Annotated in this window: 21 protein-coding genes; all 21 read right to left on the bottom strand. The window is 69.0% G+C overall.

Annotated features, from left to right (window positions below; all coding sequences use genetic code 11):
- Positions 1-11 precede the first annotated feature (11 nt).
- A complete protein-coding gene (locus LIN44_RS08455) occupies positions 12-1274 on the bottom strand; it encodes an MFS transporter (protein WP_227314310.1) in 1263 nt (420 codons plus the stop codon).
- 153 nt (positions 1275-1427) lie between these two features.
- The gene (locus tag LIN44_RS08450; protein ID WP_227314309.1) at positions 1428-2243 is read right to left on the bottom strand and encodes a LytTR family DNA-binding domain-containing protein; all 816 of its coding nucleotides are present in this window, start codon (positions 2241-2243) and stop codon (positions 1428-1430) included.
- A 118-nt stretch (positions 2244-2361) separates the two neighbouring features.
- Positions 2362-3537: a sensor histidine kinase gene (locus tag LIN44_RS08445; RefSeq protein ID WP_227314308.1), complete on the bottom strand. Its 1176-nt coding sequence runs from the start codon at positions 3535-3537 to the stop codon at positions 2362-2364.
- A 60-nt stretch (positions 3538-3597) separates the two neighbouring features.
- Positions 3598-3993: a terminase gene (locus tag LIN44_RS08440; RefSeq protein ID WP_227314307.1), complete on the bottom strand. Its 396-nt coding sequence runs from the start codon at positions 3991-3993 to the stop codon at positions 3598-3600.
- Positions 3994-4239: 246 nt separating this feature from the next.
- Positions 4240-5184, bottom strand: a complete 945-nt coding sequence (locus LIN44_RS08435) for a CysB family HTH-type transcriptional regulator (protein WP_012353037.1) — start codon at positions 5182-5184, stop codon at positions 4240-4242.
- Complete coding sequence (locus LIN44_RS08430; protein ID WP_227314306.1) at positions 5181-6293, bottom strand: sulfate/molybdate ABC transporter ATP-binding protein; 1113 nt, start codon at positions 6291-6293, stop codon at positions 5181-5183. The genes LIN44_RS08435 and LIN44_RS08430 overlap by 4 nt, the downstream gene beginning before the upstream one ends.
- A complete protein-coding gene (cysW, locus tag LIN44_RS08425) occupies positions 6290-7231 on the bottom strand; it encodes a sulfate ABC transporter permease subunit CysW (RefSeq protein WP_227314305.1) in 942 nt (313 codons plus the stop codon). Before cysW ends, LIN44_RS08430 begins: the two co-directional genes overlap by 4 nt.
- Before the next feature lies 1 nt (position 7232).
- Positions 7233-8192, bottom strand: coding sequence for a sulfate ABC transporter permease subunit CysT (gene cysT / locus LIN44_RS08420; RefSeq protein WP_227314304.1), 960 nt, complete (start codon positions 8190-8192; stop codon positions 7233-7235).
- A 154-nt stretch (positions 8193-8346) separates the two neighbouring features.
- A complete protein-coding gene (locus LIN44_RS08415; protein WP_227314303.1) occupies positions 8347-9018 on the bottom strand; it encodes an alpha/beta hydrolase in 672 nt (223 codons plus the stop codon).
- A complete protein-coding gene (locus LIN44_RS08410) occupies positions 9015-9881 on the bottom strand; it encodes an EAL domain-containing protein (RefSeq protein WP_227314302.1) in 867 nt (288 codons plus the stop codon). Before LIN44_RS08410 ends, LIN44_RS08415 begins: the two co-directional genes overlap by 4 nt.
- Before the next feature lie 179 nt (positions 9882-10060).
- On the bottom strand, positions 10061-10978 hold the full coding sequence (locus LIN44_RS08405) for an ATP-binding cassette domain-containing protein (RefSeq protein WP_227314301.1): 918 nt from the start codon (positions 10976-10978) through the stop codon (positions 10061-10063).
- A 35-nt stretch (positions 10979-11013) separates the two neighbouring features.
- Positions 11014-11817 (bottom strand): aliphatic sulfonate ABC transporter permease SsuC, encoded by an 804-nt coding sequence (gene ssuC, locus LIN44_RS08400; protein WP_227314300.1) that lies wholly within the window; start codon positions 11815-11817, stop codon positions 11014-11016.
- Between the two features lie 13 nt (positions 11818-11830).
- Positions 11831-12994, bottom strand: a complete 1164-nt coding sequence (gene ssuD, locus LIN44_RS08395; RefSeq protein WP_227314299.1) for an FMNH2-dependent alkanesulfonate monooxygenase — start codon at positions 12992-12994, stop codon at positions 11831-11833.
- Between the two features lie 30 nt (positions 12995-13024).
- On the bottom strand, positions 13025-14053 hold the full coding sequence (locus tag LIN44_RS08390; RefSeq protein WP_227314298.1) for a sulfonate ABC transporter substrate-binding protein: 1029 nt from the start codon (positions 14051-14053) through the stop codon (positions 13025-13027).
- Positions 14054-14211: 158 nt separating this feature from the next.
- The gene (locus tag LIN44_RS08385) at positions 14212-14367 is read right to left on the bottom strand and encodes a hypothetical protein (RefSeq protein ID WP_227314297.1); all 156 of its coding nucleotides are present in this window, start codon (positions 14365-14367) and stop codon (positions 14212-14214) included.
- Between the two features lie 74 nt (positions 14368-14441).
- Positions 14442-15446 carry a sulfate ABC transporter substrate-binding protein gene (locus LIN44_RS08380; protein ID WP_227314296.1) on the bottom strand — a complete coding sequence of 335 codons (1005 nt, stop codon included), beginning with the start codon at positions 15444-15446 and terminating at the stop codon, positions 14442-14444.
- Between the two features lie 400 nt (positions 15447-15846).
- Positions 15847-16389 carry a bacterioferritin gene (locus LIN44_RS08375; protein WP_092308920.1) on the bottom strand — a complete coding sequence of 181 codons (543 nt, stop codon included), beginning with the start codon at positions 16387-16389 and terminating at the stop codon, positions 15847-15849.
- A 265-nt stretch (positions 16390-16654) separates the two neighbouring features.
- A complete protein-coding gene (clpB, locus tag LIN44_RS08370; protein ID WP_227314295.1) occupies positions 16655-19243 on the bottom strand; it encodes an ATP-dependent chaperone ClpB in 2589 nt (862 codons plus the stop codon).
- A gap of 221 nt (positions 19244-19464) precedes the next feature.
- The gene (locus LIN44_RS08365; protein WP_227314294.1) at positions 19465-20343 is read right to left on the bottom strand and encodes a MaoC/PaaZ C-terminal domain-containing protein; all 879 of its coding nucleotides are present in this window, start codon (positions 20341-20343) and stop codon (positions 19465-19467) included.
- Positions 20343-22490, bottom strand: coding sequence for a D-(-)-3-hydroxybutyrate oligomer hydrolase (locus tag LIN44_RS08360; RefSeq protein ID WP_227314293.1), 2148 nt, complete (start codon positions 22488-22490; stop codon positions 20343-20345). The genes LIN44_RS08365 and LIN44_RS08360 overlap by 1 nt, the downstream gene beginning before the upstream one ends.
- 129 nt (positions 22491-22619) lie before the next feature.
- Positions 22620-24173, bottom strand: a complete 1554-nt coding sequence (locus LIN44_RS08355) for a long-chain fatty acid--CoA ligase (RefSeq protein WP_227314292.1) — start codon at positions 24171-24173, stop codon at positions 22620-22622.
- Positions 24174-24178: the final 5 nt, after the last annotated feature.

Below are 24178 nucleotides of genomic sequence, written 5' to 3'. Positions count from 1 at the left end.
TCTGGCCCGGGCTAGGCGGCCTCCGCCCGTGCCGCGGCCTGGCTGCGCGAGCGGTTGCCGTTGCCGACGGTCACCGCGGTAAAGATCGACAGCAGCTGGAAGCCGCCGATCATGAAGAAGACCCAGGCCGGCAGCCTGGCATCCATCAGCGCGCCGAAGAACAGCGGGCCGCAGGCCAGGCCGATATCCAGCCCGGAATAGACCACGCCGTAGACGCGCCCGGTGGCGCCGGCCGGTGCCGCCGCGCGCACCAGCAGGTCGCGCGAGGGGCCGGCGGTGCCGGCGCCAAAGCCGATCACGCCCATCAGCACCGGCACCAGCAGCGCCGGCACCAGGTTCAGCCCCACCAGCACCGCCATCAGCCCCGACACGGTAAAGCTCACCGCGATCAAGCGGTCATGATTGCTGGTGCGGCTGGCGGCAAAGCCGCCGACGATCATGCCGCCGGCGCTGCACAGCATGTAGACGGTGTACGACGCGGTGGCCAGCGTGAACGGCATGCCGTAGAGATAAGTCAGCGCGGTGGGCGCAAAGCTCTGGATGCCGGCGGCGGAGAACGTCGTCAGCAGGAAGAAGCCCCAGCACACCCACACCTGCGGCAGGCGCAGAAAGCCCAGCACGCTGCCGCCCGCCCCCGCGGCCCGCGCCGCGGGCCGGCCCACCGCGCCCTGCACTTCGCGCGGGTCGAGCACGTGGCGCAGCGCCACCAGCACCGCCAGCACGATAAACGCCACCGCCGAGGCCGCCGCCAGCGCCACGCGCCAGCTGGCCAGGTTGGCGATCGCCACCAGGAACAGCGGCGCCGCCGCCCAGCCCAGGTTGCCCGAAATGCCGTGCACCGAGAACGCGTGGCCCAGTCGCGGCTGCGACACATGCTTGTTCAGCAGCGTGAAGTCGGCCGGGTGGAACACGCCGTTGCCCAGCCCCGCCACCGCCGCGCCGAACAGCAGCCCGGCATAGCCGTGACTGGCCGACAGCAGCAAGGCCGCGGCGCCCAGGCAAGCCAGCCCGCCGAACAGCACCGGCCGTGCGCCGAAGCGGTCCACGACAAAACCGGACGCGGTCTGCACCACCGCCGAGACCGCGAAGAACACCGTCATCAGCAGGCCTAGCTCGGCATAGCTGAGGCCGAACTCCGCCTTGATCCACGGGAACAGCGGCGCCAGCAACAGGTGGTAGAAATGCGAGACCCCATGCGCCAGCCCCACCAGCCCGATCACCTGGGCGTCGTGGCGAAGGGAATTGGGCGTGGGTTCGAGGGCGGCGGTGGACATGGCGCGGGCGGTCGGAGGGGCGATGCGGTGGGCTGGGCGGCGGGCAAAAAATACGGGCCGAAGCCCGCATCATAGAGGAAAACCCGCGCACGCTGCTGGCAGGTGGCGGCCGCGCCGCCCCGGCCCGGGCCGGCGCATGTCCTGCCCTCGCCCTCACATCTGCTTGAACAGGTGCGCGTACTGGCGCGCCACCGGCAGCAGTTCCGGGCGGTCGCGCAGCCGCAGCGACAGCCGGCCCAGCGACTGGTTGACCGCGCTGGCCACGCAGCTGATGTTGACCACGGTGCCGCGGTGCACCTGCCAGAAGCGCTCGGGATCGAGCTGCTGCGTCAGTTCGCGCAGGCTGGTGCGGATCAGCGCTTCGCCGGCGCCGGAGACCACGTTGACGTATTTGTCGGTGGCTTCCAGGTAGATCACTTCATCGACGGGAATGATGCGCACCTCCTGCCCCACCAGTGCCTTGATAAAGCGCAGGTACTGCCGCTGCGGCGCGCCAGGGGCGGCGTTTTCCAGCGATTCGAGGCGAGCCAGCAACTGGCCGAGCCGGTCGGTCTCGGCCACCGCGGCTTCCTCGTCGCCGCCTTCCGCTTCCGCCGGCGCGGCCAGCCGGTCCTTCAGGCGCTGGACGGTCGCTTCCAGCCGTTCGCGCTGCACCGGCTTGAGCACGTAGTCCACCGCGGCGCGCTCGAAGGCCTCCAGCGCAAACTGGTCGTAGGCGGTGACGAACACCACCAGCGGCGGAGCATCGAATTCGATCAGCTCGCGCGCCACGTCCATGCCGCTCATGCCCGGCATGCGGATATCGAGGAAGGCCACGCGCGGCTGGTGCTCGCGCGCCGCCGCCAGGGCCGCCACGCCGTCGTGGACCACGGACACCACCCTGGCCTCGGGCCACAGGGCCGCCAGTTCGGATTCGAGCACGCGGGCGAGCAGCGCTTCATCGTCGGCAATCAGCAGAGTCGGGGTCATGGGGGCGTGGGGGCGTTGGGGGGCGTGGGGACGTTGGCGTCAGCAGCTTGGTGGCGCTGCAGGCGCACCGATACCGGCGCCTGCAGCGCTAGTTCTTGTCAGGCGAACCGGCAGGCCGTCAGAGCCGCGGCATGGCCGGGGCGGATACCGGCATGCCTTCCGGCACGGCGGTGACGGTCTGGGTCACGGTGGGCGCCTCGGCCGGGCGCTCCAGCGGCAAGGTCAGCCGCACCACCACGCCGCGCGGCGTGTTTTCTTCCATCTGCATGGTCGCCGCCGCGCCGAAGATGCGCGCCAGCCGCTCGCGCACATGGGTGATGCCCAGTCCCGAGCCCTTGCCCGAGGCATGGCCGAAACCCACCCCGGTATCGGCGATCACCACCTGCACCGCATTGTCGCCAGCCGCGCGCGCCGACAGCCGGATATGGCCGCCGATCATGCAGGGCTCGATGCCGTGCGTGACCGCGTTTTCCACCAGCGGCTGGATCAGCATCGGCGGGATCTCTACCTTCGCCAGTTCGCGCGGCAGGTCGATGTCGTACGAGAGCCGCTGGCCGAAACGCATCGCCTGGATCTCGAGATAGCTGCGCAGCAGCTCGAACTCCTGGCGCAGCGTGCATTGCTCGGCGCGGGTATGCGCCAGCGACATGCGCAGGAAGCCGATCAGCCGCTGCAGCAGCTGGCGCGCCGCCGGCGGATCGGTGGCGATCAGCCCGTCGAGGTTGGCCAGCGAGTTGAACAGGAAGTGCGGCTCGATCTGTGCCTGCAGCGCCATCAGCTGCGCGCGCACCAGCTGCTTTTCGGCTTCCTCACGCTGCAGCGCGTCCAGCGCCGCCTGCCGCTCCAGCGACGCCAGCTTCTCGCGCGACCAGTAGAAATAGATCATCGACGCGGCCGCCAGCATGCCCACCACCAGGCACATGCGCAGCATGCCGCCGGCCTCGTCGGCCGACTTGGGCGGCAGGTCCAGCACCACGCGCGTGGCCCAGCTGCCGAATATCACGCCGGCCGGCACCGCCGCGGCGGCGAGCAGCAGGAACGGCCAGCGCCGCGGCCGGTCGTTCCACCAGATCACCACCCGCGGGATGTCGATCAGCGCCCAGATCGACAGGCCGATCAGTTGGCTGTAGACGAAGTTGTGCCACAGCGAGCCGCCGGTCTGGAAGCCGTAGTTCAGGCTGATGGCGATCACCGAGTTCATGCACAGCACGAACAGCAGGTCGCGCCCGAGGATATTCAGGCGCGACGGGATGGCGGTGCAGGCGTGTGAGAAGCAGCGGTCCATGGCGTTCATGTTAGCGCGGCTTTCGCCGTGCGCAATACAGCAGGTGATGTGACGGCGACATGCGGGTCGTCAGCCACCCTGTCCGGTCGCATCGCCGGAACGCACAGGCGCCGGGTCGCGGCCGACCAGCGCGCGCCACCATTGCCCCGACAGCACATAGCGCGGAAAGGTGATCCATTGCTCGGCCAGAATCCGTCCCGCGATGTCAGCGGGCCCGGCAAACGGCTCCGGCGCATGGGCTTCCAGCCGGTGGCCGCGGCCCTGCAGCGCCATCGACATGCCCATGCAGACCAGGCCCAGCGCGATCGCCGGCAAGTTCAGGCGCAGCAAGCCGTAGAGGCCCAGCACGGTGCCGGCCATGAACATCGGCACGGCCACAATATGCAGCAGCAGGTTGCGGGGATGCTGGTGGTTGCGGGCATAGCCACGCCACTGCCAGCGCAGCAGCGGTTCGTCGTCGCGCATGATCGTCTCTCTCTCCCTTGCCCGGTCCTTGCCGACCGGCGGCCGTGCGCAAACTTTGTTGCGCTGCGGTACACGTGCGGCGCCAGCCGGAATGCCAGCGCGGGCACGTGCAGGGAATGTACCCCGCGGCGGGGGCTGAAGAAAGTCTGTTGCGACGAACGGCGGGCACGGGGTGCGAACGGCACCGTGCGGGTGCGGACGGCGTGGCCCCCAGCGCGCGCAGGTGCCGCCGGCGACGCGCGCCGGTCAGGCCGCCAGGGCCTGGCGGTCCTGCTCGGACAGCGCGCTGCTCACGGTATCGCGCGACAGGTGCGGCGCGAACATGTTGATGAAGGCGTGCGCATAGCCGCGCAGGTAGGCGCCGCGGCGCACCGCCACGCTGGTGGTGTTGGGCGCGAACAGGTGGTCGGCCGAGATCCGCACCAGGCCCGAGTCCTTGCGCTCGTCATAGGCCATCGAGGCGATGATGCCGACGCCCAGGTCCAGTTCGGCATAGGTCTTGATCACGTCGGCGTCGAGCGCCGTCAGCACGATCTCGGGCTGCAGGCCGGCCTCGGCAAAGGCGCTGTCGATCTTGCGGCGGCCGGTGAAGCCGGCGTCGTAGGTGATCAGCTGGAAGCCGGCGACGTCTTCAAGCGTCGGTTCCGGCAGCCGCGTGAGCGGGTGGTCCGGCGACACCACCAGCACGTGCTGCCAGCTGTACGCCTCGAACGAAGTCAGTCCGGCCTCGGTCGCCAGCGCTTCGGTGGCGATGCCGATATCGGCCTGCCCGGTCAGCAGCAGCTCGACGATATGCGTCGGCGACGCCTCCTGCAGTGCCAGCGTCACATGCGGGTATTCGCGGCGGAAGGCCTGCACCACGCGCGGCAAGGCATAGCGCGCCTGCGTGTGGGTGGTGGCGACGGTGAGCCGGCCGGTGTGGCGGCCGGCGTATTCGTCGCCGGCCTGGCGCAGGTTCTCGGCCTCGAGCAGCAGGCGCTCGACGATGCGCACGATCTCGCGGCCGGGCTCGGTCAGCCCGGTCAGCCGCTTGCCGTAGCGCTCGAAGATCTCGACGCCCAGTTCCTCTTCCAGCTCGCGAATCTGGCGCGACACGCCGGGCTGCGAGGTATAGAGCGCGTTGGCGACCTCGGTCAGGTTGAACTGGCGGCGCACCGCCTCGCGGATCGAACGGAGTTGCTGGAAGTTCATCGTGCGGCCTCTGGTTTTTGGGTGGGGGCGGTGCCGTTGGCTTGCGTAAAGACGCGCAGCTGGCGCGGGCGCACGGCGAGCAGCTCGCCCTCGCGGAAGCCCGCGTGGCGGAAGCGCTCGAGCGGCAGCGCCACTTCGATCACGTCCTGGTTGTCTTCGCGCTCAAGCTCGAGCTGCGCCACCGGGCCCAGCGTCAATGCACGGCGCAGCGTCACGGCAATGCCGTCGGCGCCGGGCGCATAGCGCTCCAGGTCCAGGTCGTGCGGGCGGACATAGGCGACCGCATCGCCGGCGCTCTCGTGGCCGCTGCCGACCACCGGCAGCACCGCCTCGCCGGTATGCAGCAGGCCGCCGCTCTCGCCCACTTCGAGCCGCCCGTGGAACAGGTTGACGTTGCCGAGGAAGCCGAACACGAACGGCGTGGCCGGATGGTTGTAGACCGCCTCGGGCGAGCCGTGCTGCTCGACGCGGCCGCGATTCATCAGCACCACCTGGTCGGCCACTTCCAGCGCTTCTTCCTGGTCGTGCGTGACGAACACGCTGGTCACATGCAGCTCGTCGTGCAGGCGCCGCAGCCAGCGGCGCAGTTCCTTGCGCACCTTGGCATCGAGCGCGCCGAACGGTTCGTCGAGCAGCAGCACGCGCGGCTCCACCGCCAGCGCGCGCGCCAGGGCGATGCGCTGGCGCTGCCCGCCCGACAGTTGCGACGGGTAGCGATCGGCCAGCCAGTCGAGCTGCACGAGATCGAGCAGCGCATGCACTTTTTCGCGGATCTGCGCTTCGCTCGGGCGCTCGGCGCGCGGCTTCACGCGCAGGCCGAAGGCGACGTTCTCGAACACGCTCATATGCTTGAACAGCGCGTAATGCTGGAACACGAAGCCCACCTGGCGCTGGCGCACATGCTGGTCCGAGGCATCGCGCCCCGCCAGCAGGATCTGGCCGGCATCGGCGCGCTCGAGGCCGGCGATGATGCGCAGCAGCGTGGTCTTGCCGCAGCCGGACGGCCCCAGCAGCGCGGTCAGCTCGCCCTCTTCGAAATCGAGCGAGACATGGTCCAGCGCGACGAAATCGCCAAAGCGCTTCTCTACGTTCTTGACCTGGATGCTCATGATGCTTGTCCTTGCACTGAAGCCGGCAGGCTTGCCAGCGGCCGCTCCGGCGCGGCCTCTTCGGTTTCCTTGCGGGCGCGCCATTCCACCAGCGTCTTGATGCCCAGGGTCACCAGCGCCAGCAGTGTCAGCAGCGACGCCACCGCGAACGCGGCCGCGAAGTTGTATTCGTTGTAAAGAATCTCCACGTGCAGCGGCATGGTGTTGGTCAGCCCGCGGATATGGCCCGACACCACCGACACCGCGCCGAACTCGCCCATCGCCCGCGCATTGCACAGGATCACGCCATACAGCAGGCCCCAGCGGATATTGGGCAGCGTGATATGGCGAAAGGTCTGCCAGCCCGACGCGCCCAGCACGATCGCAGCCTCCTCCTCTTCGCTGCCCTGCGCCTGCATCAGCGGGATCAGCTCGCGCGCCACGAAGGGAAAGGTCACGAAGATCGTCGCCAGCACGATGCCCGGCACCGCGAACATGATCTTGATGTCGTGCGCTTCCAGCCACGGCCCCAGCCAGCCCTGCGCGCCGAACAGCAGCACGTAGACCAGGCCGGAGATCACCGGCGACACCGAGAACGGCAGGTCGATCAGCGTGATCAGCAGGTTCTTGCCGCGGAAATCGAACTTGGCGATGGCCCACGCCGCCGCCACGCCGAACACCACGTTCAGCGGCACCGCGATCGCCGCCACCGTCAGCGTGAGCTGGATCGCGGCCAGCGCGTCGGGCTCGACCAACGCTTCCCAGTAGGTCTGCACGCCCTTGCGCAAGGCTTCATAGAACACCGACGCCAGCGGCACGAACAGGAACAGCGTCAGGAACAGCACCGCCACCGCGATCAGCGTGTAGCGCACCCATGGCGCCTCGCCCGTTGCATCGAAGCGGTGGTGGGCCCTGGCGCCGCCCTGCCCGCCGAGGCGTGCCGAGATTGCTCCGGCCATCTCAGAACTCCTTGCCCGTGGCGGGCGCTTCCGGTGCCAGCGCCGCGCGCGCACCCGACTGGTGGCGGCGCGTCCAGGCCTGCAGCAGGTTGATCAGCAGCAGCAGCGCGAACGAGATCACCAGCATCACCACCGCCACCGCGGTGGCGCCGGCATAGTCGTACTGCTCCAGCTTGGAATAGATCATCAGCGGCGCGATCTCCGACACCATCGGCATGTTGCCCGAGATAAACACCACCGAGCCGTACTCGCCGGTGGCGCGCGCGAAGCTCAGTGCGAAGCCGGTCAGCAGCGCCGGCAGGATCGCCGGCAGGATCACGCGGCGGAAGGTTTGCAGCCGGTTGGCACCCAGGCTGGCCGCCGCTTCTTCCAGTTCCTGCTCGACGTCTTCCAGCACCGGCTGCACCGTGCGCACCACGAACGGCAGGCCGATAAAGGTCAGCGCCACCACCACGCCCAGCGGCGTGAACGCGACCTTGATGCCGAGCGGCTCCAGGTAGCGGCCGATCCAGCCGTTGCCGGCGAACAGCGCGGTCAGCGCGATGCCCGCCACCGCGGTCGGCAACGCGAACGGCAGGTCGACCAGCGCATCGATCAGGCGCTTGCCGACGAAGCGGTAGCGCACCAGCACCCATGCCACGATCAGCCCGAACACCGTATTGACGATGGCCGCGATCAGCGACGCGCCGAAACTCAGCTGCAGCGATGCCACCACGCGCGGCGCCGTGATCGCGCTCCAGAACGCGTCCCACGTCATCGTAAACGTCTTCAGGAACGTGGCCGACAACGGCACCAGCACGATCAGCGTCAGGTAGAACAGCGTGAACCCGAGCGACAGGCCGAAGCCCGGCAGCACGGTGAAGCGCTGCCTGGACGGGTTGCGCGGCGCGCGCGCGCCGGACTCGGGCGCGCGGGGGGCGACTGGCGGCGGCGTGTCCGCCAGGGAGATGGATGGAGGCATGTCGTCTCGTCTGTGAGCGGTGCGCTGCCAGGCTGGGCCCGGTCCGGCACGCCGTTCTTTATGACGCCGGCGCATATTGCGCCGGCCTACGAGACAGATTCTGCAGAGCCGCCTTTATAAAAAGAACGAATCTTTATGAATTTTCTTAGACGGTTTAGATATAAGGGACCGTCGAGGCGACCTCCACCCCTGCCTCCCAAGGGGTGGTTGAAGCACTTGCGGTGCCGCTGTCGCCGGCCTGGGCGATACGCTGCACCAGCGCATCGAGCAACGCGAGGCCTTCCGGCCACTCGCCCAGGCCCGAATCGGCATTGATATGCCCAAGATAGCCGACGTCGACCAGCTCGCTGCCCCACAGCGTGCCCCACGAGAATGCGGTGCGCTGCGGCATCCACGGGTCGTTGCGGCTGGCCGCGAGTATGGTCGGGAACGGCAGCCGGTAGGCCGGCAGCAATGCCGCCACGCCGAACTTGTCCGGATCCGCCGGCGCCACCAGCAACGCGCCGGCGATGCCGACCGGGTCCAGCGCCGCCTGGCGCAGCGTGGCCAGGCAGCCGAAGCTGTGCGCCACCAGCACGGCGCCGCGCGCGGCCACGCGCCGGGCCCGCATCACGCCTTCCGAGACGCGCTCGGCCCACAGCGGCAGGCTCGGCCGCGACCAGTCGTGCTGCTCGACCCGCTGCCAGTCCGGAAACTGCTGTTCCCAGCGGCTCTGCCAGTGCCCCGGGCCACTGCCGTGCAACCCCGGCACCGTCAGCATCTGCAGATGACGGGGAATTTCCAGCCGCGTGGCGCGGCCCGGCGCGGTCCTGTCCGATTGCGTCATACCGGTTCCTCGCTCAGTGCATGGGGTCTTGCGGCATGCGCAGCCGCACCGTCTACCGCGCGCAGCCCGGCCGCGCTCACCAGCCCGCCGGCAAAGGCGCCCTGCCCCAGCCCGATGCCGGCGGCCTGCAGGCGCTCGATGCTCTCGGCATCCTGCAGGCGCCGCCCGATCAGCGTGACGCCGGCGCTGGCCGCGCTGGCGCGCAGGCCGGACAGCTGGCGGTCGGTCCAGGTGCGGCGCATGTCGAGCTTGAGCCAGTCCGGCAGCGCATGCGCCATCAGCGCCCCCGCCTCCGCCGGATCCGAGGCCTGCAGGCTCACCGCAAAGCCATTGCGCCGGTAGTTGCCGACTACATGCAGCAGCAGCCCGAGGTCGTCATTGGCGCTGGCCGGCACCTGGATCACAAAGCGCTCCAGCGGCAACCCCAGCGACTGCAGCGCGCGCCGGAAGGCCGCGCCGTGGTCGTCGGCCACCGCGGCCAGCAGCCGGTTGTGCACGTTCAGCACCAGCTTGTGCTCGCCGTCCGCGGCAAAGTAGTTGATGGCATGCAACAGGCGCGAGAGCCGGTCCAGCGACACCAGCGTGTGGTCGTCCGCCGCCATCGCGAACAGCTTCCACGCCGCCAGGCCGACGCCGTCCTCGGCGTAGGTATGGATGGCGCCTTCATGCGCCACCACCTGCCGGTCGGCCAGCGTGACCAGCGGCTCGAACGCGCTGGTCAGCGAGCAGTTGAAGAACTGGCCCTGCACCTGCCCGCGCGCATCGCGCCACAGTTGCCGGTCCGCCAGCGGCTGGCGCGGCAGCGATTCGAGATAGCGTTGGAGCGCAGACGCTGCGCCCGCGGGTTCATGCACGCCTGGCATGGTGATCCTTGGGTTGACCGGGCCGCTCGGGCCGGCGGTCTGATTGGTAAGGGCAAGCGCGATGCCAGCAGCCCCTGCCTGCTCATGATAGGAGCTTGGCGGGCGCCGGCGTATGAAGATTCGGCACTGACGATATGCGCGGCCGGCACTAAGGCCATGCGTGGCCGGGCGCGATGCCGTCAGGCCGCCCAGCTCACATTCAGCGGCGCCACCGCAGTTGGCGCGGCAGGCTGCGCACCGGCAGCACCGGCCGCAGCTGGCGACGGCCGCATCACCCTCTGCAGCACCTCGGCCTCCAGTTGCGCAAAGCCAGCGGTGCCGCGTTCGCGCGGACGCGCCAGCGCCACGCGCGTGTCCATGGCGATGCGGCCGTCCTCGATCAGCACGATGCGGTCGGCCAGCGCCACCGCTTCGGACACGTCGTGCGTGACCAGCAGCGCGGTAAAGCCCAGCCTGCGCCACAGCGCTTCGATCAGCGCCTGCATTTCGATGCGTGTCAGTGCATCGAGCGCGCCCAGCGGCTCGTCGAGCAGCAACAGCTGCGGGTGATGCACCAGCGCGCGCGCCAGCGCCACGCGCTGGCGCTGGCCGCCGGACAGCCGCGCCGGCCACGCCTGCGCGCGCTCGGCCAGGCCTACCTGCGCCAGCACCCTGGCGGCTTCGGCGCGGCGTGCCCGCGGCAGGCCCAGCGCCACGTTGTCCAGCACGCGCTTCCACGGCAGCAGCCGCGCGTCCTGGAACATCACGCGCACGTCGGCCGCCCGCGCGCGGCCCGCGGCAACGGCCTCGCCCCTGACCGTGATGCTGCCGCCATCGGCCGCTTCCAGCCCGGCCACCAGCCGCAGCAGCGTGCTCTTGCCGCAGCCGCTGCGACCGACGATGGCCACGAACTCGCCCGGCGCGACGTCGAGCGCCACGTCGTGCAGCACCGCGCGGCCGTCGTAGCGCTTGACCACCTGGCTCACGCGCAGCGCCACCCCGCCCGCCGCCTTGCCAGGCGCCTCGGGCGCCGCGGCCGCCGCCGGGGTGGCCTGGCGCCGCGCCAGGCCCGCTTCCAGCTCGGCCAGGGCCGCCTGTTCCACCGGATACATCTGCATCTCGCTCTCCTTGCCTTGATTGGATGCCGCGCCGCTCAGGCCGCGGCGTAGCCGGGGTGCCAGCGCAGCCAGTAGCGCTCCAGCCCGCGCGACAGCCAGTCGGCCAGCTTGCCCAGCAGCGCGTACAGCAGGATGCCGACCAGCACCACGTCGGTCTGCAGGAACTCGCGCGCATTCATGGTCATGTAGCCGATGCCCGACTGCGCGGAGATGGTTTCCGCGACGATCAGCACCACCCACATCAGCCCGAGCGCAAAGCGCACCCCCACCAGGATGCCCGGCAGCGCGCCGGGCAGGATCACCTCGCGATACAGCTGCCAGCCGGACAGGCCGTAGCTGCGCGCCATTTCGACCAGCCCCGCATCGACCGAACGGATGCCGTGGTAGGTGTTCAGGTACACCGGGAAAAACACGCCCAGCGACACCAGGAACAGCTTGGCGGTCTCGTCGATGCCGAACCACAGGATCACCAGCGGGATCAGCGCCAGCGCCGGGATGTTGCGCACCATCTGCAGCGTGCTGTCGAGCAGCGTGGCGGCGCTGCGGAAGGTGCCGGTCAGCAGCCCCAGCAGCAGGCCCAGCCCGCCGCCGATGGCAAACCCCAGCAGCGCGCGCCAGGTGCTGACCCCTACGTGCTTCCACAACTCGCCCGAGCGCGCCAGTTCCCAGGCGGCCTGCACCACGGCCAGCGGGGCCGGCAACACGCGGCTGGAGAGCCAGCCGTTCTGCGAGGCCAGTTGCCATGCAACGATCAGCAACACCGGCACGATCCACGGCGCCAGCGCGCGCGCCAGTGCCCGGGGTGCCTGGCGCGACGGTAGTAACAGAGGAGCGTTCATGCTTGCCGTCCCCTCAACTCTGCGCGGCGCGCGGCACGATGCCAGTCGCCATGACTTCACCGAACGGGCCCGACAGCACCCTGCCCGGCAGCTTGTCGCGCACCGAGCGCGGCAGCAGCGGGAACACCAGTTCGGCAAAGCGATAGGCCTCTTCCAGGTGCGGGTAGCCGGACAGCACGAAGGTATCGATGCCCAACTCGGCATATTCGCGCATGCGCTCGGCCACGGTGTGCGGATCGCCCACCAGCGCGGTGCCGGCACCGCCGCGCACCAGGCCAACGCCGGCCCACAGGTTGGGGCTGATCTCCAGCGCCTCGCGCGTGCGGCGGGTGCCGCCGGCGTGCAGCGCGGCCATGCGGCGCTGCCCTTCGGAATCCATCTTGGCGAACACGGCTTGCGCACGCGCCACGGTCTCGTCATCGAGCCGGCTGATCAGGTCGTCCGCTGCAGCCCAGGCAGCGGCTTCGGTCTCGCGCACGATCACATGCAGGCGGATACCGAACTTCACCGTGCGGCCATGGCGCGCGGCCTGCCGGCGCACGTCGTCGAGCTTCTGCGCCACGTCAGCGGGCGGCTCGCCCCAGCTCAGGTAGGTATCGACCTGCTCGCCGGCCAGCGCATGCGCCGGCGCCGACGAGCCGCCGAAGTACACCGGCGGATGCGGCTGCTGCAGCGGCGGATAGAGCACGGTGGCACCTTTCACGCTCAGGTGCTTGCCCTCGAAATCCACCTTGTCACCGTCATGGCTGGCGGCCAGCACCTGGCGCCAGATGCGCAGGAACTCGGCCGAGGCCTCGTAGCGCGCGGTGTGGTCCAGGAACAGGCCGTCGCCTTCCAGCTCGGCGGTATCGCCGCCGGTGACCAGGTTGATCAGCAGCCGGCCGTTGGAGATGCGGTCGAAGGTTGCCGCCATCCGCGCCGCCAGCGTCGGCGCCATCAGGCCGGGGCGCACCGCGACCAGGAATTTCAGGCGCTGCGTGACGGCCGCCAGCGCCGATGCCGCCACCCATGGGTCTTCGCACGAGCGCCCGGTCGGGATCAGCACGCCTTCGTAGCCCAGCGTATCGGCGGCCACGGCGACCTGCTTCAGGTAATCGAAGCTGACCTCGCGCGCGCCTTCCGAAGTGCCGAGGTAGCGGCTGTCGCCATGGGTGGGGATAAACCAGAATACCTGCATGTCGTGCTCCTGTTCTTGTTCGCTGGTGTGTTATCGCCGGGCCTGCTGCTGCGGCGCGTTCCAGCGCGCATCGGCAACCCTGACCGGCTTGGGAATCAGCTTCAGCGCATGGAACGCATCGGCAATGCGTTGCTGCTCGGCCAGCACCTCGGCGCTGACCGGACGCGCGCCGTACGAGAAGCGCGAGACCGCAAGCGCGAGCACATCGGCCGGCAGCCCGGTTTCACCGGTCAGCACCGTGGTGGCCTCCTTGGGGTTTTTTTGCGCCCAGGTGCCCAGCGTGGCCAATTCGTCCAGGATCAGGCTGACGATCTCCGGCCTTGCTTGTGCATAGGGGCGCGAGGCCAGGTAGAACTGGTGGTTGCTGACCACGTTCCTGCCATCCGCGCCGCGGCCATCGGCGAGCACGCGCGCGCCCAGTTGCTTCTCGGCAGCGGCGAGGAACGGGTCCCAGATCACCCAGGCATCCACCGCGCCGCGCTCGAAGGCGGCGCGCGCATCGGCCGGGGGCAGGTAGACCGGCTGGATCTCGCTGTAGGGAATGCCGGCCTGCTCCAGCTGGCGCACCAGCAGGTAATGCACGTTCGAGCCCTTGTTCAGCGCCACGCGCTTGCCGCGCAGGTCGGCGACCGAGCGCAGCGCCGAGCCCTTGGGCACGACGATGGCCTCGGCCACCGGTGCCGGCGGCTCGTTGCCGACGTAGACCAGCTGCGCCCCCGCGGCCTGGGCAAAGATCGGCGGCGCCTCGCCGACGGTGCCGAAGTCGATGGCGCCGACATTGAGTCCTTCAAGCAGTTGCGGCCCCGCCGGAAACTCGGTCCACCTGACGCTGATGCCTTGCGGCGCGAGGCGCTTCTCGAGCGTGCCGCGCGCCTTCAGCAGCGTCAGCGTGCCGTACTTCTGGTAGCCGATGCGCAGCACCTTGGGATCGATATGGTTCGACTGCGCCTGGGCGCGGCCGGGCAGCAGGCCGTAGGCCAGTCCGGCGGCAAGCACCAGCGCGGCGGTAACCAGGCGGCGGCGCTGGTTTGCCGTGCGCAGCGGGTCGGTTGTTGTCATGTGAGGTCCTCCTGGGCCCGCGCCGAGGTGCTGCGGGCCAGATCGATGTCCGGGATGGTCACGGCAGCCAGCCTCCCTGCCGGCCCCGCGTGGCGGGTGGCATGGCGTCGCTGCCGTTGCGCCGGGCGGGCCGGCGCCACTGCGGTCAATCCATCAGATCAGGCGGAACATCGCTCGGCCACCGCGGTGGCGGCGGCGCGCCGGACATAGGCGCCGGGCACCGCGTCGAGCGGCGCTTCGATGCGGGCGTGCGCCAGCACGAGACCGGAGCGGGACTGGGCCGACGGGCTGCCGGACAGCGTCAGGATGGACATCGGGCTTCCTTGGTCTGATGGACCGGCGGGCGCTGCGGCCGCCCCACGCGGCCCGGTCCGCCGGTCTGGGGCTCTTATTTCTTGCCGGGCTGGTAGATCTGGTCGAACGAGCCGCCATCGGCGAAGTGGGTCTTCTGCGCCTTCTGCCAGCCGCCGAACACCTCGTCGATGGTGAACAGCTTCACCTTCGGGAAATTGGCCGCGTACTTCGCCGCGACCTTTTGCGAGATCGGGCGGTAGTAGTTCTTCGCCGCGATCTCCTGCCCTTCCTCGGTGTACAGGAACTGCAGGTAGGCCTCGGCCGCCTTGCGCGTGCCCTTCTTGTCGACCACCTTGTCAACCACCGCCACCGGCGGCTCCGCCAGGATCGACACCGACGGCGCGACGATGTCGAACTTGTCCGGGCCCAGCTCCTTGATCGCCAGGATGGCTTCGTTTTCCCAGGCGATCAGCACATCGCCCAGGCCGCGCTCGACAAAGGTGGTGGTGGCGCCGCGCGCGCCGGAGTCGAGCACCGGCACATGCTTGAGCAGTTCGCCGACGAACTCGCGCGCCTTGCCATCGTTGCCGCCCGGCTGGCGCAATGCATAGCCCCACGCCGCCAGGTAGTTCCAGCGTGCCCCGCCCGAGGTCTTGGGATTGGGCGTGATCACCTGCACGCCCGGCTTGACCAGATCGCCCCAGTCCTTGATGCCCTTGGGATTGCCCTTGCGCACCAGGAACACGATGGTCGAGGTGTACGGCGAGGCATTGTGCGGCAGGCGCTTCTGCCAGTCCGGCTTGATCAGGCCTTTCTCGGCGATGGCGTCGATGTCGTAGCCCAGCGCCAGCGTGACCACGTCGGCGTCGAGCCCGTCGATGACCGAGCGCGCCTGCTTGCCCGAGCCGCCGTGCGACTGGCGCACGCTGACGGCGTCGCCGCCCTGGGCCTTCCAGGCCTTGGCAAAGGCGGCATTGACATCGACATACAGCTCACGCGTCGGATCGTAGGAAACGTTCAGCAGGTTGGCAGCGCTCGCGGTCTGCGCCGCGCTGATTGCTGCCAGGACAGCCAGGCCGATGGCCAGTTTGCGGATCATCTTGTGTTGCTCCCGTCAGTGTCGTGAATGGCGCCGTGCGCCTGTTTGCATTGCCTGCCCTGGCGGGGCCGGCTTGTGTCAGGAGCAAGACTACCGACGGGGCAACCGGAACGGAACGAAGGCTTTCGCCGATCCTTCGCCGTTTTCTGCATAAGATCCGGCGGAAATATGGGCATGCCCGTTGGGGCACGCGCCGGCACGGAAGCTTGCGCGCGCAGGTGGCTCCGACGGCACGCACAAAAGAAAACGCCCGCACCGGCAAACCGGTGCGGGCGAAGTTTCCATTCTGGAAACGGGTAGACAAGTCATGAAGAGCGCCCCCGCATCTCCATGACAGGGCCGATCTTATCGGGCCGGCCGCCGCCGCGGCTTGACCCATATCAAGTGCGCGGCAATCGCATCAGCCGCCGCCCTGCCGGCTCAGCAGGTCGGCCATCTCGTCGGCATGCTCCTCTTCCACGGCCAGGATCGATTCCATCAGCCGGCGCGAAGTCGGATCGCGCTCGCCCAGGAACTGGATGATTTCCCGGTAGCTGTCGATGGCGATGCGTTCGGCCACCAGGTCTTCCTTGATCATGTCGGTCAGCGAGGTGCCGGCCACATATTCAGCATGCGAGCGGCTGGTCAGGCCGTCCGGGGCAAAGTCAGGCTCGCCGCCCAGCTGCACGATGCGCTCGGCGATCTGGTCGGCATGGCCTTGTTCTTCGTTGGAATGCGCCAGGAATTCATCGGCCACGCTCTTCGAGTTCGGGCCCTTGGCCATGAAGTAATGGCGGCGGTAGCGCAGCACGCAGACCAGTTCGGTGGCCAGCGCGTCGTTCAGCAGCTTCAGCACGGTGTCGCGATCGGCGGCATAGCCCGCGGTCACCGCCCCTTCATCGATGTGCTGGCGGGCACGCTCACGCAGCGTCTTGACGTCTGTGAGGAAAGGCTTGTCGTTCATAAAGGGCTCCTGGGGGATCGGGCTGCGTCGGCGCAGCGCCTTGTACGGAAACTCAACCCTTTTGCAACGCGAAAAGCGTGCCACTCGGTGCCGGCCTGCCATGCCTTGGCGGCCGCCGCCCCGCCACCCATTGCCGCGTGAAATATTTGCACGCATGCGGACCGCATTACACGGCGTCGACGATGAAAAAAAATCCCTGCGCGCTCGCGCAGGGATGGTTTCGCAATGCTTGTCGGCGCCCCCTTGCGGGGAGGCGCAGCGGGGATCAATCCAGCTTCCGCCCGAACGTGAACTCGCCGTCCGCATAATCCACCGGCACCACGTCCTTGGCCGCGAACTTGCCTTCGAGGATGGCCCGTGCCACCGGGTTCTCGATCTGCTGCTGGATCGCGCGCTTGAGCGGCCGCGCCCCGAACACCGGGTCGTAACCCGCGCTCGCAATCTTTTCCAGCGCGTCGTCGCTGACCTCCAGCGTCATGTCCATGCGGGCCAGGCGGGCCTGCAGGCGCTGCAGCTGGATGCGTGCGATCGACTCGATATGCTTCTGGTCGAGCGCGTGGAACACCACGACTTCATCGATGCGGTTGAGGAATTCCGGCCGGAAATGCGTGCGCACTTCCTGCCAGACCGCGCCCTTGATCGCTTCCTGCGGCTCGCCCGCCATCGACTGGATGATCTGCGAACCGAGGTTGGACGTCATCACGATCACGGTGTTCTTGAAGTCCACGGTGCGGCCCTGGCCGTCGGTCAGGCGGCCGTCGTCCAGCACCTGCAGCAGCACGTTGAAGACGTCCGGATGGGCCTTCTCGACTTCGTCGAGCAGCACCACGCTGTACGGCTTGCGGCGCACGGCTTCGGTCAGGTAGCCGCCTTCTTCATAGCCGACGTATCCCGGCGGCGCGCCGATCAGGCGGCTGACGCTGTGCTTCTCCATGAATTCGCTCATGTCGATGCGGATCAGGTGCTCTTCCGAATCGAACATGAACTCGGCCAGCGCCTTGCACAGCTCGGTCTTGCCGACGCCGGTCGGGCCCAGGAACAGGAACGAGCCATAAGGCCGGTTCTCGTCCGCGAGCCCGGCACGCGAACGGCGGATGGCGTCGGACACCAGCCGCACGGCCTCGTCCTGGCCGACCACGCGCGCATGCAGGCGGTCTTCCATCTTCAGCAGCTTCTCGCGCTCGCCCTGCATCATCTTCGCTACCGGGATGCCGGTGGCGCGGCTGACCACTTCGGCGATTTCCTCGGCGCCCACCTGCGTGCGCAGCAGCTTGTTGGGCTGCTTCTGCTCGCGCGCCTCGGCATCGGTCGCGGCCTTGAGCTTGCCTTCCAGGCCCGGCAGCTTGCCGTACTGCAGCTCGGCCACCTTGTCGAGCTTGCCTTCGCGCTGCAGCTTGGCGATCTCGAGCTTGACCTTCTCGATCTCTTCCTTCAGCGCGGCCGTGCCCTGCGCGGCGCCCTTCTCGGCCTTCCAGATTTCGTCGAGGTCGGCGTACTCCTTCTCCAGGCGCGCGATCTCCTGCTCGATCAGCTCCAGGCGCTTCAGCGAAGCCTCGTCGGTCTCCTTCTTGACCGCCTCGCGCTCGATCTTCAGCTGGATGGTGCGGCGCTCGAGCTTGTCCATCGACTCCGGCTTGGAATCGATTTCCATCTTGATGCGCGCGGCGGCCTCGTCGATCAGGTCGATGGCCTTGTCGGGCAGGAAGCGGTCGGTGATATAGCGATGCGACAGCTCCGCCGCGGCGACGATGGCCGGGTCGGTGATCTCGACGCCGTGGTGCAGCTCATACTTTTCCTGCAGGCCGCGCAGGATGGCGATGGTGGCCTCCACGGTCGGCTCGTCGACCAGCACCTTCTGGAAGCGGCGCTCGAGCGCGGCATCCTTCTCGATGTACTTGCGGTATTCGTCCAGCGTGGTCGCGCCGATGCAGTGCAGCTCGCCGCGCGCCAGCGCCGGCTTGAGCATGTTGCCGGCGTCGATCGCGCCCTCGGCCTTGCCGGCGCCGACCATGGTGTGGATCTCGTCGATGAAGACGATGGTCTGGCCCTCGTCCTTGGCGACGTCGTTCAGCACCGCCTTGAGCCGCTCCTCGAACTCGCCGCGGTACTTGGCGCCGGCCAGCAGGCCGGCCATGTCCAGCACCAGCACGCGCTTGTTCTTCAGGCTCTCGGGCACCTCGCCATTGACGATGCGCTGCGCCAGGCCTTCGACGATGGCGGTCTTGCCGACGCCCGGCTCGCCGATCAGCACGGGGTTGTTCTTGGTGCGGCGCTGCAGGATCTGGATCGCGCGGCGGATCTCGTCGTCGCGGCCGATGACGGGATCGAGCTTGCCGATGCGAGCGCGCTCGGTCAGGTCGATGGTGTACTTCTTCAGGGCCTCGCGCTGGCCTTCGGCCTCGGCGCTGTTGACCGAATCGCCGCCGCGCACGGCCTGGATCGCCGCTTCCAGCGACTTGCGGTTGAGCCCGTGCTCGCGCGCGAGGCGGCCGGCATCGCCCTTGTCGTCGGCGACGGCCAGCAGGAACAGCTCGCTGGCGATGAACTGGTCGCCGCGCTTAATCGCTTCCTTCTCGGTGGCATTGAGCAGGTTCACCAGGTCGCGGCCGATCTGGACCTCGCTGGTGCCCTGCACTTGCGGCAGGCGCTTGATGGCGGCGTCCAGCGCCGTCTGCAGGCCCTGCACGTTGGCGCCGGCGCGCGCCAGCAGCGCCTTGGCGGCGCCGTCGTCCTGCGCCAGCAGGGCACGCAGCACGTGCTGCGGATCGATGTATTGGTTGTCGTTGGCCAGCGCCAGGCTTTGCGCATCAGCCAGCGCTTCCTGGAACCGGGTGGTCAGCTTGTCAAGACGCATAAGGATTCCCTCTCTCGGATAGGTCGTGTCCTGATGCGGGGGCGCTGGCGCCGGCCGCTTGCCGGCGCGCCCGTATGCCCTGCCGGACACTCGATGTCATACCGAAAGATAAGGCTTTGCCGTGACATTTCAAGGCCGCATTCCGCGCGGAATCGCGTAATCCGCATTGCGCAGCATCTATGCTGCCGCGCCGGCATGTGATGCCCGCGGTACGCGCGCCATTACGCCGCGCGGTCGGCAGCCTTGTCGGCCAGGTTGCGCACCAGCACCAGCGACTCGCCCTGCACCACCACCCGGCCGTCGGCGCCGATGACCACGCTGGCCAGGTTGACCAGTTCCTTGTCCGCCCGCAGCCGCACGATCCGCACCCGCGCCGTCAGCGGTTCATCGAGCCGGGCCGGCGCGGCCAGCCGCAGCGACTGCTTCATCCAGCCGGTGCCGCGCCCGGGCAGCCGGGTGCCGAGCAGGTCGGAGAACATGCCCGCCAGCAACGGCAGCGGCACCACCGGCCCGGCAAAGCCCCGCGCGCGGGCGAAGCCCGCATCGGCGTGGAACGGGTTGGCGTCACCGGTCAGCGCGATGTACTCGTCCAGGTCCGCCGCCGTGAAGGTCCGCACGGCGGCCGCATGCTGGCCCGGACGCAGGCCGTACAGGGCGGCGTCGCCGTCCTCGGCCGCAGGTTCCGGTCCCGCCGGCAGGCCGGCCAGTGCCGCAGGACTCGCGTCCGCCAGCCAGCGCGATGCGCCGGTGGCCGTCACCCGCGGCGTCTGGCCGTTACCCACACTGCTCACCGTGGTGGCATAGGCCGTCAGCCCCGACGGCGCCGGCTGCGGGGACAGGCCGAACTGCACGGCATCGCCAACGAACGCCGGCGCGGGAAACATCAGCGCCTGCGCGACCGGCAAAGCCGGCCGCGGCAACTGCCGCGCGCTGTGCGCGCACAGCAGCGAGAACAGCAACATGCCGTGCGCCACCGTGGCACCGAAATGCGTGCCACGGGCAAAGGCCGGATCGCAGTGGATCGGGTTATCGTCGCGCGACAGCGCGGCGAAGCGGTCGAAATCGCGTTGCGACAGGACGCGCGGCGGGTCGTCGTGCATCAGTCGGGCACCTGTACGGTATTGGCGTTGACGGTGATGGCGTTGCCGGGCGCCGGCGTGGCGGCGATCGGCGGCACGTTGGTCGGCAGCAGCGCCGGCGCCGGCGTGTTGAGGGTGCCGCCGCGCGGCGTGGTCCGCACCACCTGCGACGGCGGCAGCGCCTTGCCCGTGGTCAGGTTGTCGTAGACCGCGTCGAGGGCCCGGTTCAGGTAGACGTGCAGCGGCACATAGCGGTTGCTGTAGCCCGGCACCACGCCGATGAAGGCATCGAAATGCTGGGCGTTCTCGACCTCGACGTAGGACAGCTTGCTGGTCACGCCTTCCTGCTGGCGGTTCAGGCCCAGGTACGGGCGCGAGGTATGGTTGACCGGCAGCAGCGCGTCGCTGCGCCCATGCACGATCAGCGCCGGCTTGCCGCGCAGGTTGCCATTGCGCAGCGTCAGCGCCTGGCCGGCCTGCAGTGCCAGTGCCGCCGCATCGGAGCCGGTCAGCAGGTTGCGCAGGCAGCTGGCGCCGTCGTAGTTCAGGTCGGCGCGCTGGGTCGAGGCGGATACGGACGGCAGGTTCAGGTAAGGCCCGTGCTGCGGATCGCGGTCATTGATCAGCTGGACCGGCGCCTGCGGCGGAATGCCGTTGCCGGTCGCGTACATCGACGCCAGCGGGGCCGGCGCGATCGCGGCGGGCTTCAGGTCCGTCAGCGTCGCGGCAAAGCTGTAGCCGCACAGGCGGTCGGTCACGCTGGCTTGCGCATAGGCGTTGGCGTAGGTGACCGCGATCGCGGCCGCTACGTCGAACGCAGCCAGCGACGGGTGCAGGTCATCCGATTCCGGTTCCCAGCCCGCGGCCCGCAGCGCCTGCAGCGCGCTGGCGCTCTGCTGGTCCGTGTTGGCGCCGGTGACCAGCCCTTTCTCGGCCAGCGTCTGGCAGCGCGCGGCGAAGAACGGCGCCATGGTGGGGTTGGCGTAGAACGGCGCCTGGGTCAGCGCGGTGGCGCGCCCGGCGCAGTGCTGCAGCAGGTTGGCCGTGGTGGTGTAGTCGTACAGCGTCAGGCCCGAAGCCGCCACCTGGGCCGCGCCGCGGCGCACCACGATGCCGGTGTTGGGCGGCATGTTCAGGTTGGGCTCGGCCACCGCCACGCCGTCGATCAGGCCGCCGCCATCCTGCTCCGCGGCCGCCACCGCGGCGCCGCCGCCATTGGACACGCTCGATGCGATCACCAGCACCTTGTCCTGGTCCAGCGTGCGCTGGCGCGTGCCGTTGGCCGACACGGCGCCGAAGCGGTCATTGATGGCCCACAGCGCAAACTCCACCGCCTGCAGCGTGAACTTGCCCCAGTCCTTCTCCGGGTTGCGCTGCGAATGCGCGTGCTTGAACGCGAGCCGGTGCGGATTGGCGGCAGTGAATTCCGCCAGCGAGGTGGCGCCGGCGGGCGCGGCGAAGTGCGCGTTGTTGCCGGCGGCCGCGCGCGTGGTGCGGGTGCCGTCGATCAGCGCCACCGTGTCCGTATCGAGGTCATGCGGCGCGGCACCGGTGCCCTTGTCGGTATAGGCCACCGCACAGCCGCGCTTCAGGCCCCACTCGCCGGTGCCGATGGCACCATACACGCCGCGCGAGCCCGACGACGTCGCGGTGATCAGGCACGGCCTGGCGGGGTTGAACGTGGTCGGGATCTGCACCAGCATGGTCACGTTCTGCTGGCCCGAGCCGTCGTCCGAATACGCCAGGTACTCGACGCCCGCGACCTTGCCTTCCGACGCGGTGACGTTGCCCTGCGCATCGACGTTGGGCCCGTAGAGCGAGCCATAGCCGCCGCCGGCGCTGGTGTCGACGATGGCGCGGTAGTTGGTATAGATCGCATAGCGCCGCAGTTCGGCCGCGGTCGGCGCGGTCGGGTTGAGCGGCAGCGGTGCCGTGCTGCTGGCCAGCCCGTCCTTGCCGAGGCCCGCGGTCAGCAGGTCGTCGGTGGCGCCGTCGTAGCTGTTGATGGTGACCGCGCCGATATAGGCGGGCTTGGTATTGGGCTTGCCGCCGTTGCCGTTGCCGTTGTCGTCGCTGGACCCGCAGGCCGCCAGCAGCGATGCGGCCGCCGCCAGTGCCGTGAGCCTGAGGCCGCGGTGCCACCGCGGCGAATGCTGCGTGGATTGCATGTCAACCTCCTTCTGTCGCCCCGTGCCGGGGCCGTCGAGACATACGTCGATGGAAGACTGCGAAAGCTGCGAAGACTGCGACCGCGAACAACGGTACAACGTCAAGAACCACGACAACTGGTGCGCGCCTCAGCCGTTGTTGCCGGCAAGGCCCGCACGCAGCTTGTGCTTTTCCACCTTGCCGGACGGCGTGCGCGGCAACGCCTCGAGAAAGCGCACCTGGCGCGGCACCTTGTAGCCGGCCAGGTGCGCCTTGCAGTGGGCGACCACGGCATCGGCGTCCAGCGCGGCACCGGGGCGCAGCACCACCAGCGCCATGCCGACCTCACCCCAGCGCGGGTCTGGCGTGCCGATCACCGCGGCCTCGGCCACGCCCGGCAGTTGGAACAGCACGTTCTCGACCTCGGCCGGATAGACGTTCTCGCCGCCCGAGATAAACATGTCCTTGGCGCGGTCGACGATGTAGTAGTCGCCGTCTTCGTCGCAATAGGCGATGTCGCCGGAATGCAGCCAGCCGTCGCGCAGCGCCTGCGCGGTGGCCTCGGGCAGGTTCCAGTAGCCCGGCGTCACGCCCGGCCCCTTGATCAGCAATTCGCCGCGCTCGCCAGGGCCTACCTCCACGCCGAGCGGATCGACGATGCGGGTCAGCATCGACCCGACCGGCTTGCCGATGCTGCCGAGCTTGCGGCGCGCGGTGTCCTCGTCGCAAACAAACACCGTGGGTCCGGTCTCGGTCATGCCGAAGCCGAAGCGGATGGTCACGCCCTTGGCCAGGTAGGCCTCCAGCAATGGCCGCGGCACCGGCGAGCCGCCTGCCGCCATATTGCGCACGCCCGACAAGTCCGTCTGGGCAAAGCGCGGATGCTGGCTCAGGAACAGGTAGATCGCCGGCACCGCGAAGAACATGGTGATGCCCTCGCCGCTGCCGCGGTCGAGCCGGGCCAGCACCGCCTGTGGCTCGAACTGCCGCATGATGTGCACCGTGCCGCCGGCGTGCAGCACCGGGTTGGCGTACAGGTTCAGCCCCCCGGTATGGAAGAACGGCAGCACGTTGAGGAATACGTCATCGCGCGTGATCTGGTTCGCCAGCATCGCGTTGACGGCGTTGAAGAACACCATGCCGTAGGTCTGGATCACGCCCTTTGGCTTGCCGGTGGTGCCGGAGGTGTACAGCAGGTGCCAGATTTCATGCTCGTCGCGGCACGGCATCTCGATGATGCGTCCGGACGCGGCATCGAGCACGGCTTCATATTCGGTCCAGCCGCCGGGCACGTCGGCGGCTTCGTCATCGGCCAGGTGCAGCACCGCGCGCAACGGCATGGCACGGGCGAGCTCCGCCGCCACGCCGAGGAAGCCGTCGCCCGCCACCAGCACTTGCGGAGTGCAATCCTGCAGGATCGGCAGCAGTTCGGCCGCGGGCAGGCGCCAGTTCAGGCATACCATCACCATGCCCGCCTTGGCGCAGCCATACAGCATCTCGAGGTAGTCAGAGCTGTTGTGCGCCAGCACCGCCACGCGCGTGCCCGGTGCCAGGCGCAGATGGTCGCGCAGGTATTCGGCAAAGCGGCTGGCGCGCTCGTCGACATGGCGATAGGTCACGTGGCGGCCGCTCTCCACGTCCACCAGCGCGACCTTGTCGGGGAAATGCTGCGCGTTCCGGTGCAGCCAGTCGATCACGTACATGGGCA

Origin of the sequence: Cupriavidus sp. MP-37 (assembly GCF_020618415.1) — a bacterium.
In the GTDB taxonomy this organism is placed as follows: domain Bacteria; phylum Pseudomonadota; class Gammaproteobacteria; order Burkholderiales; family Burkholderiaceae; genus Cupriavidus.
The sequence above is the reverse complement of the archived record's forward strand: the minus strand, read 5'-3'. Positions and strand labels throughout refer to the sequence as shown.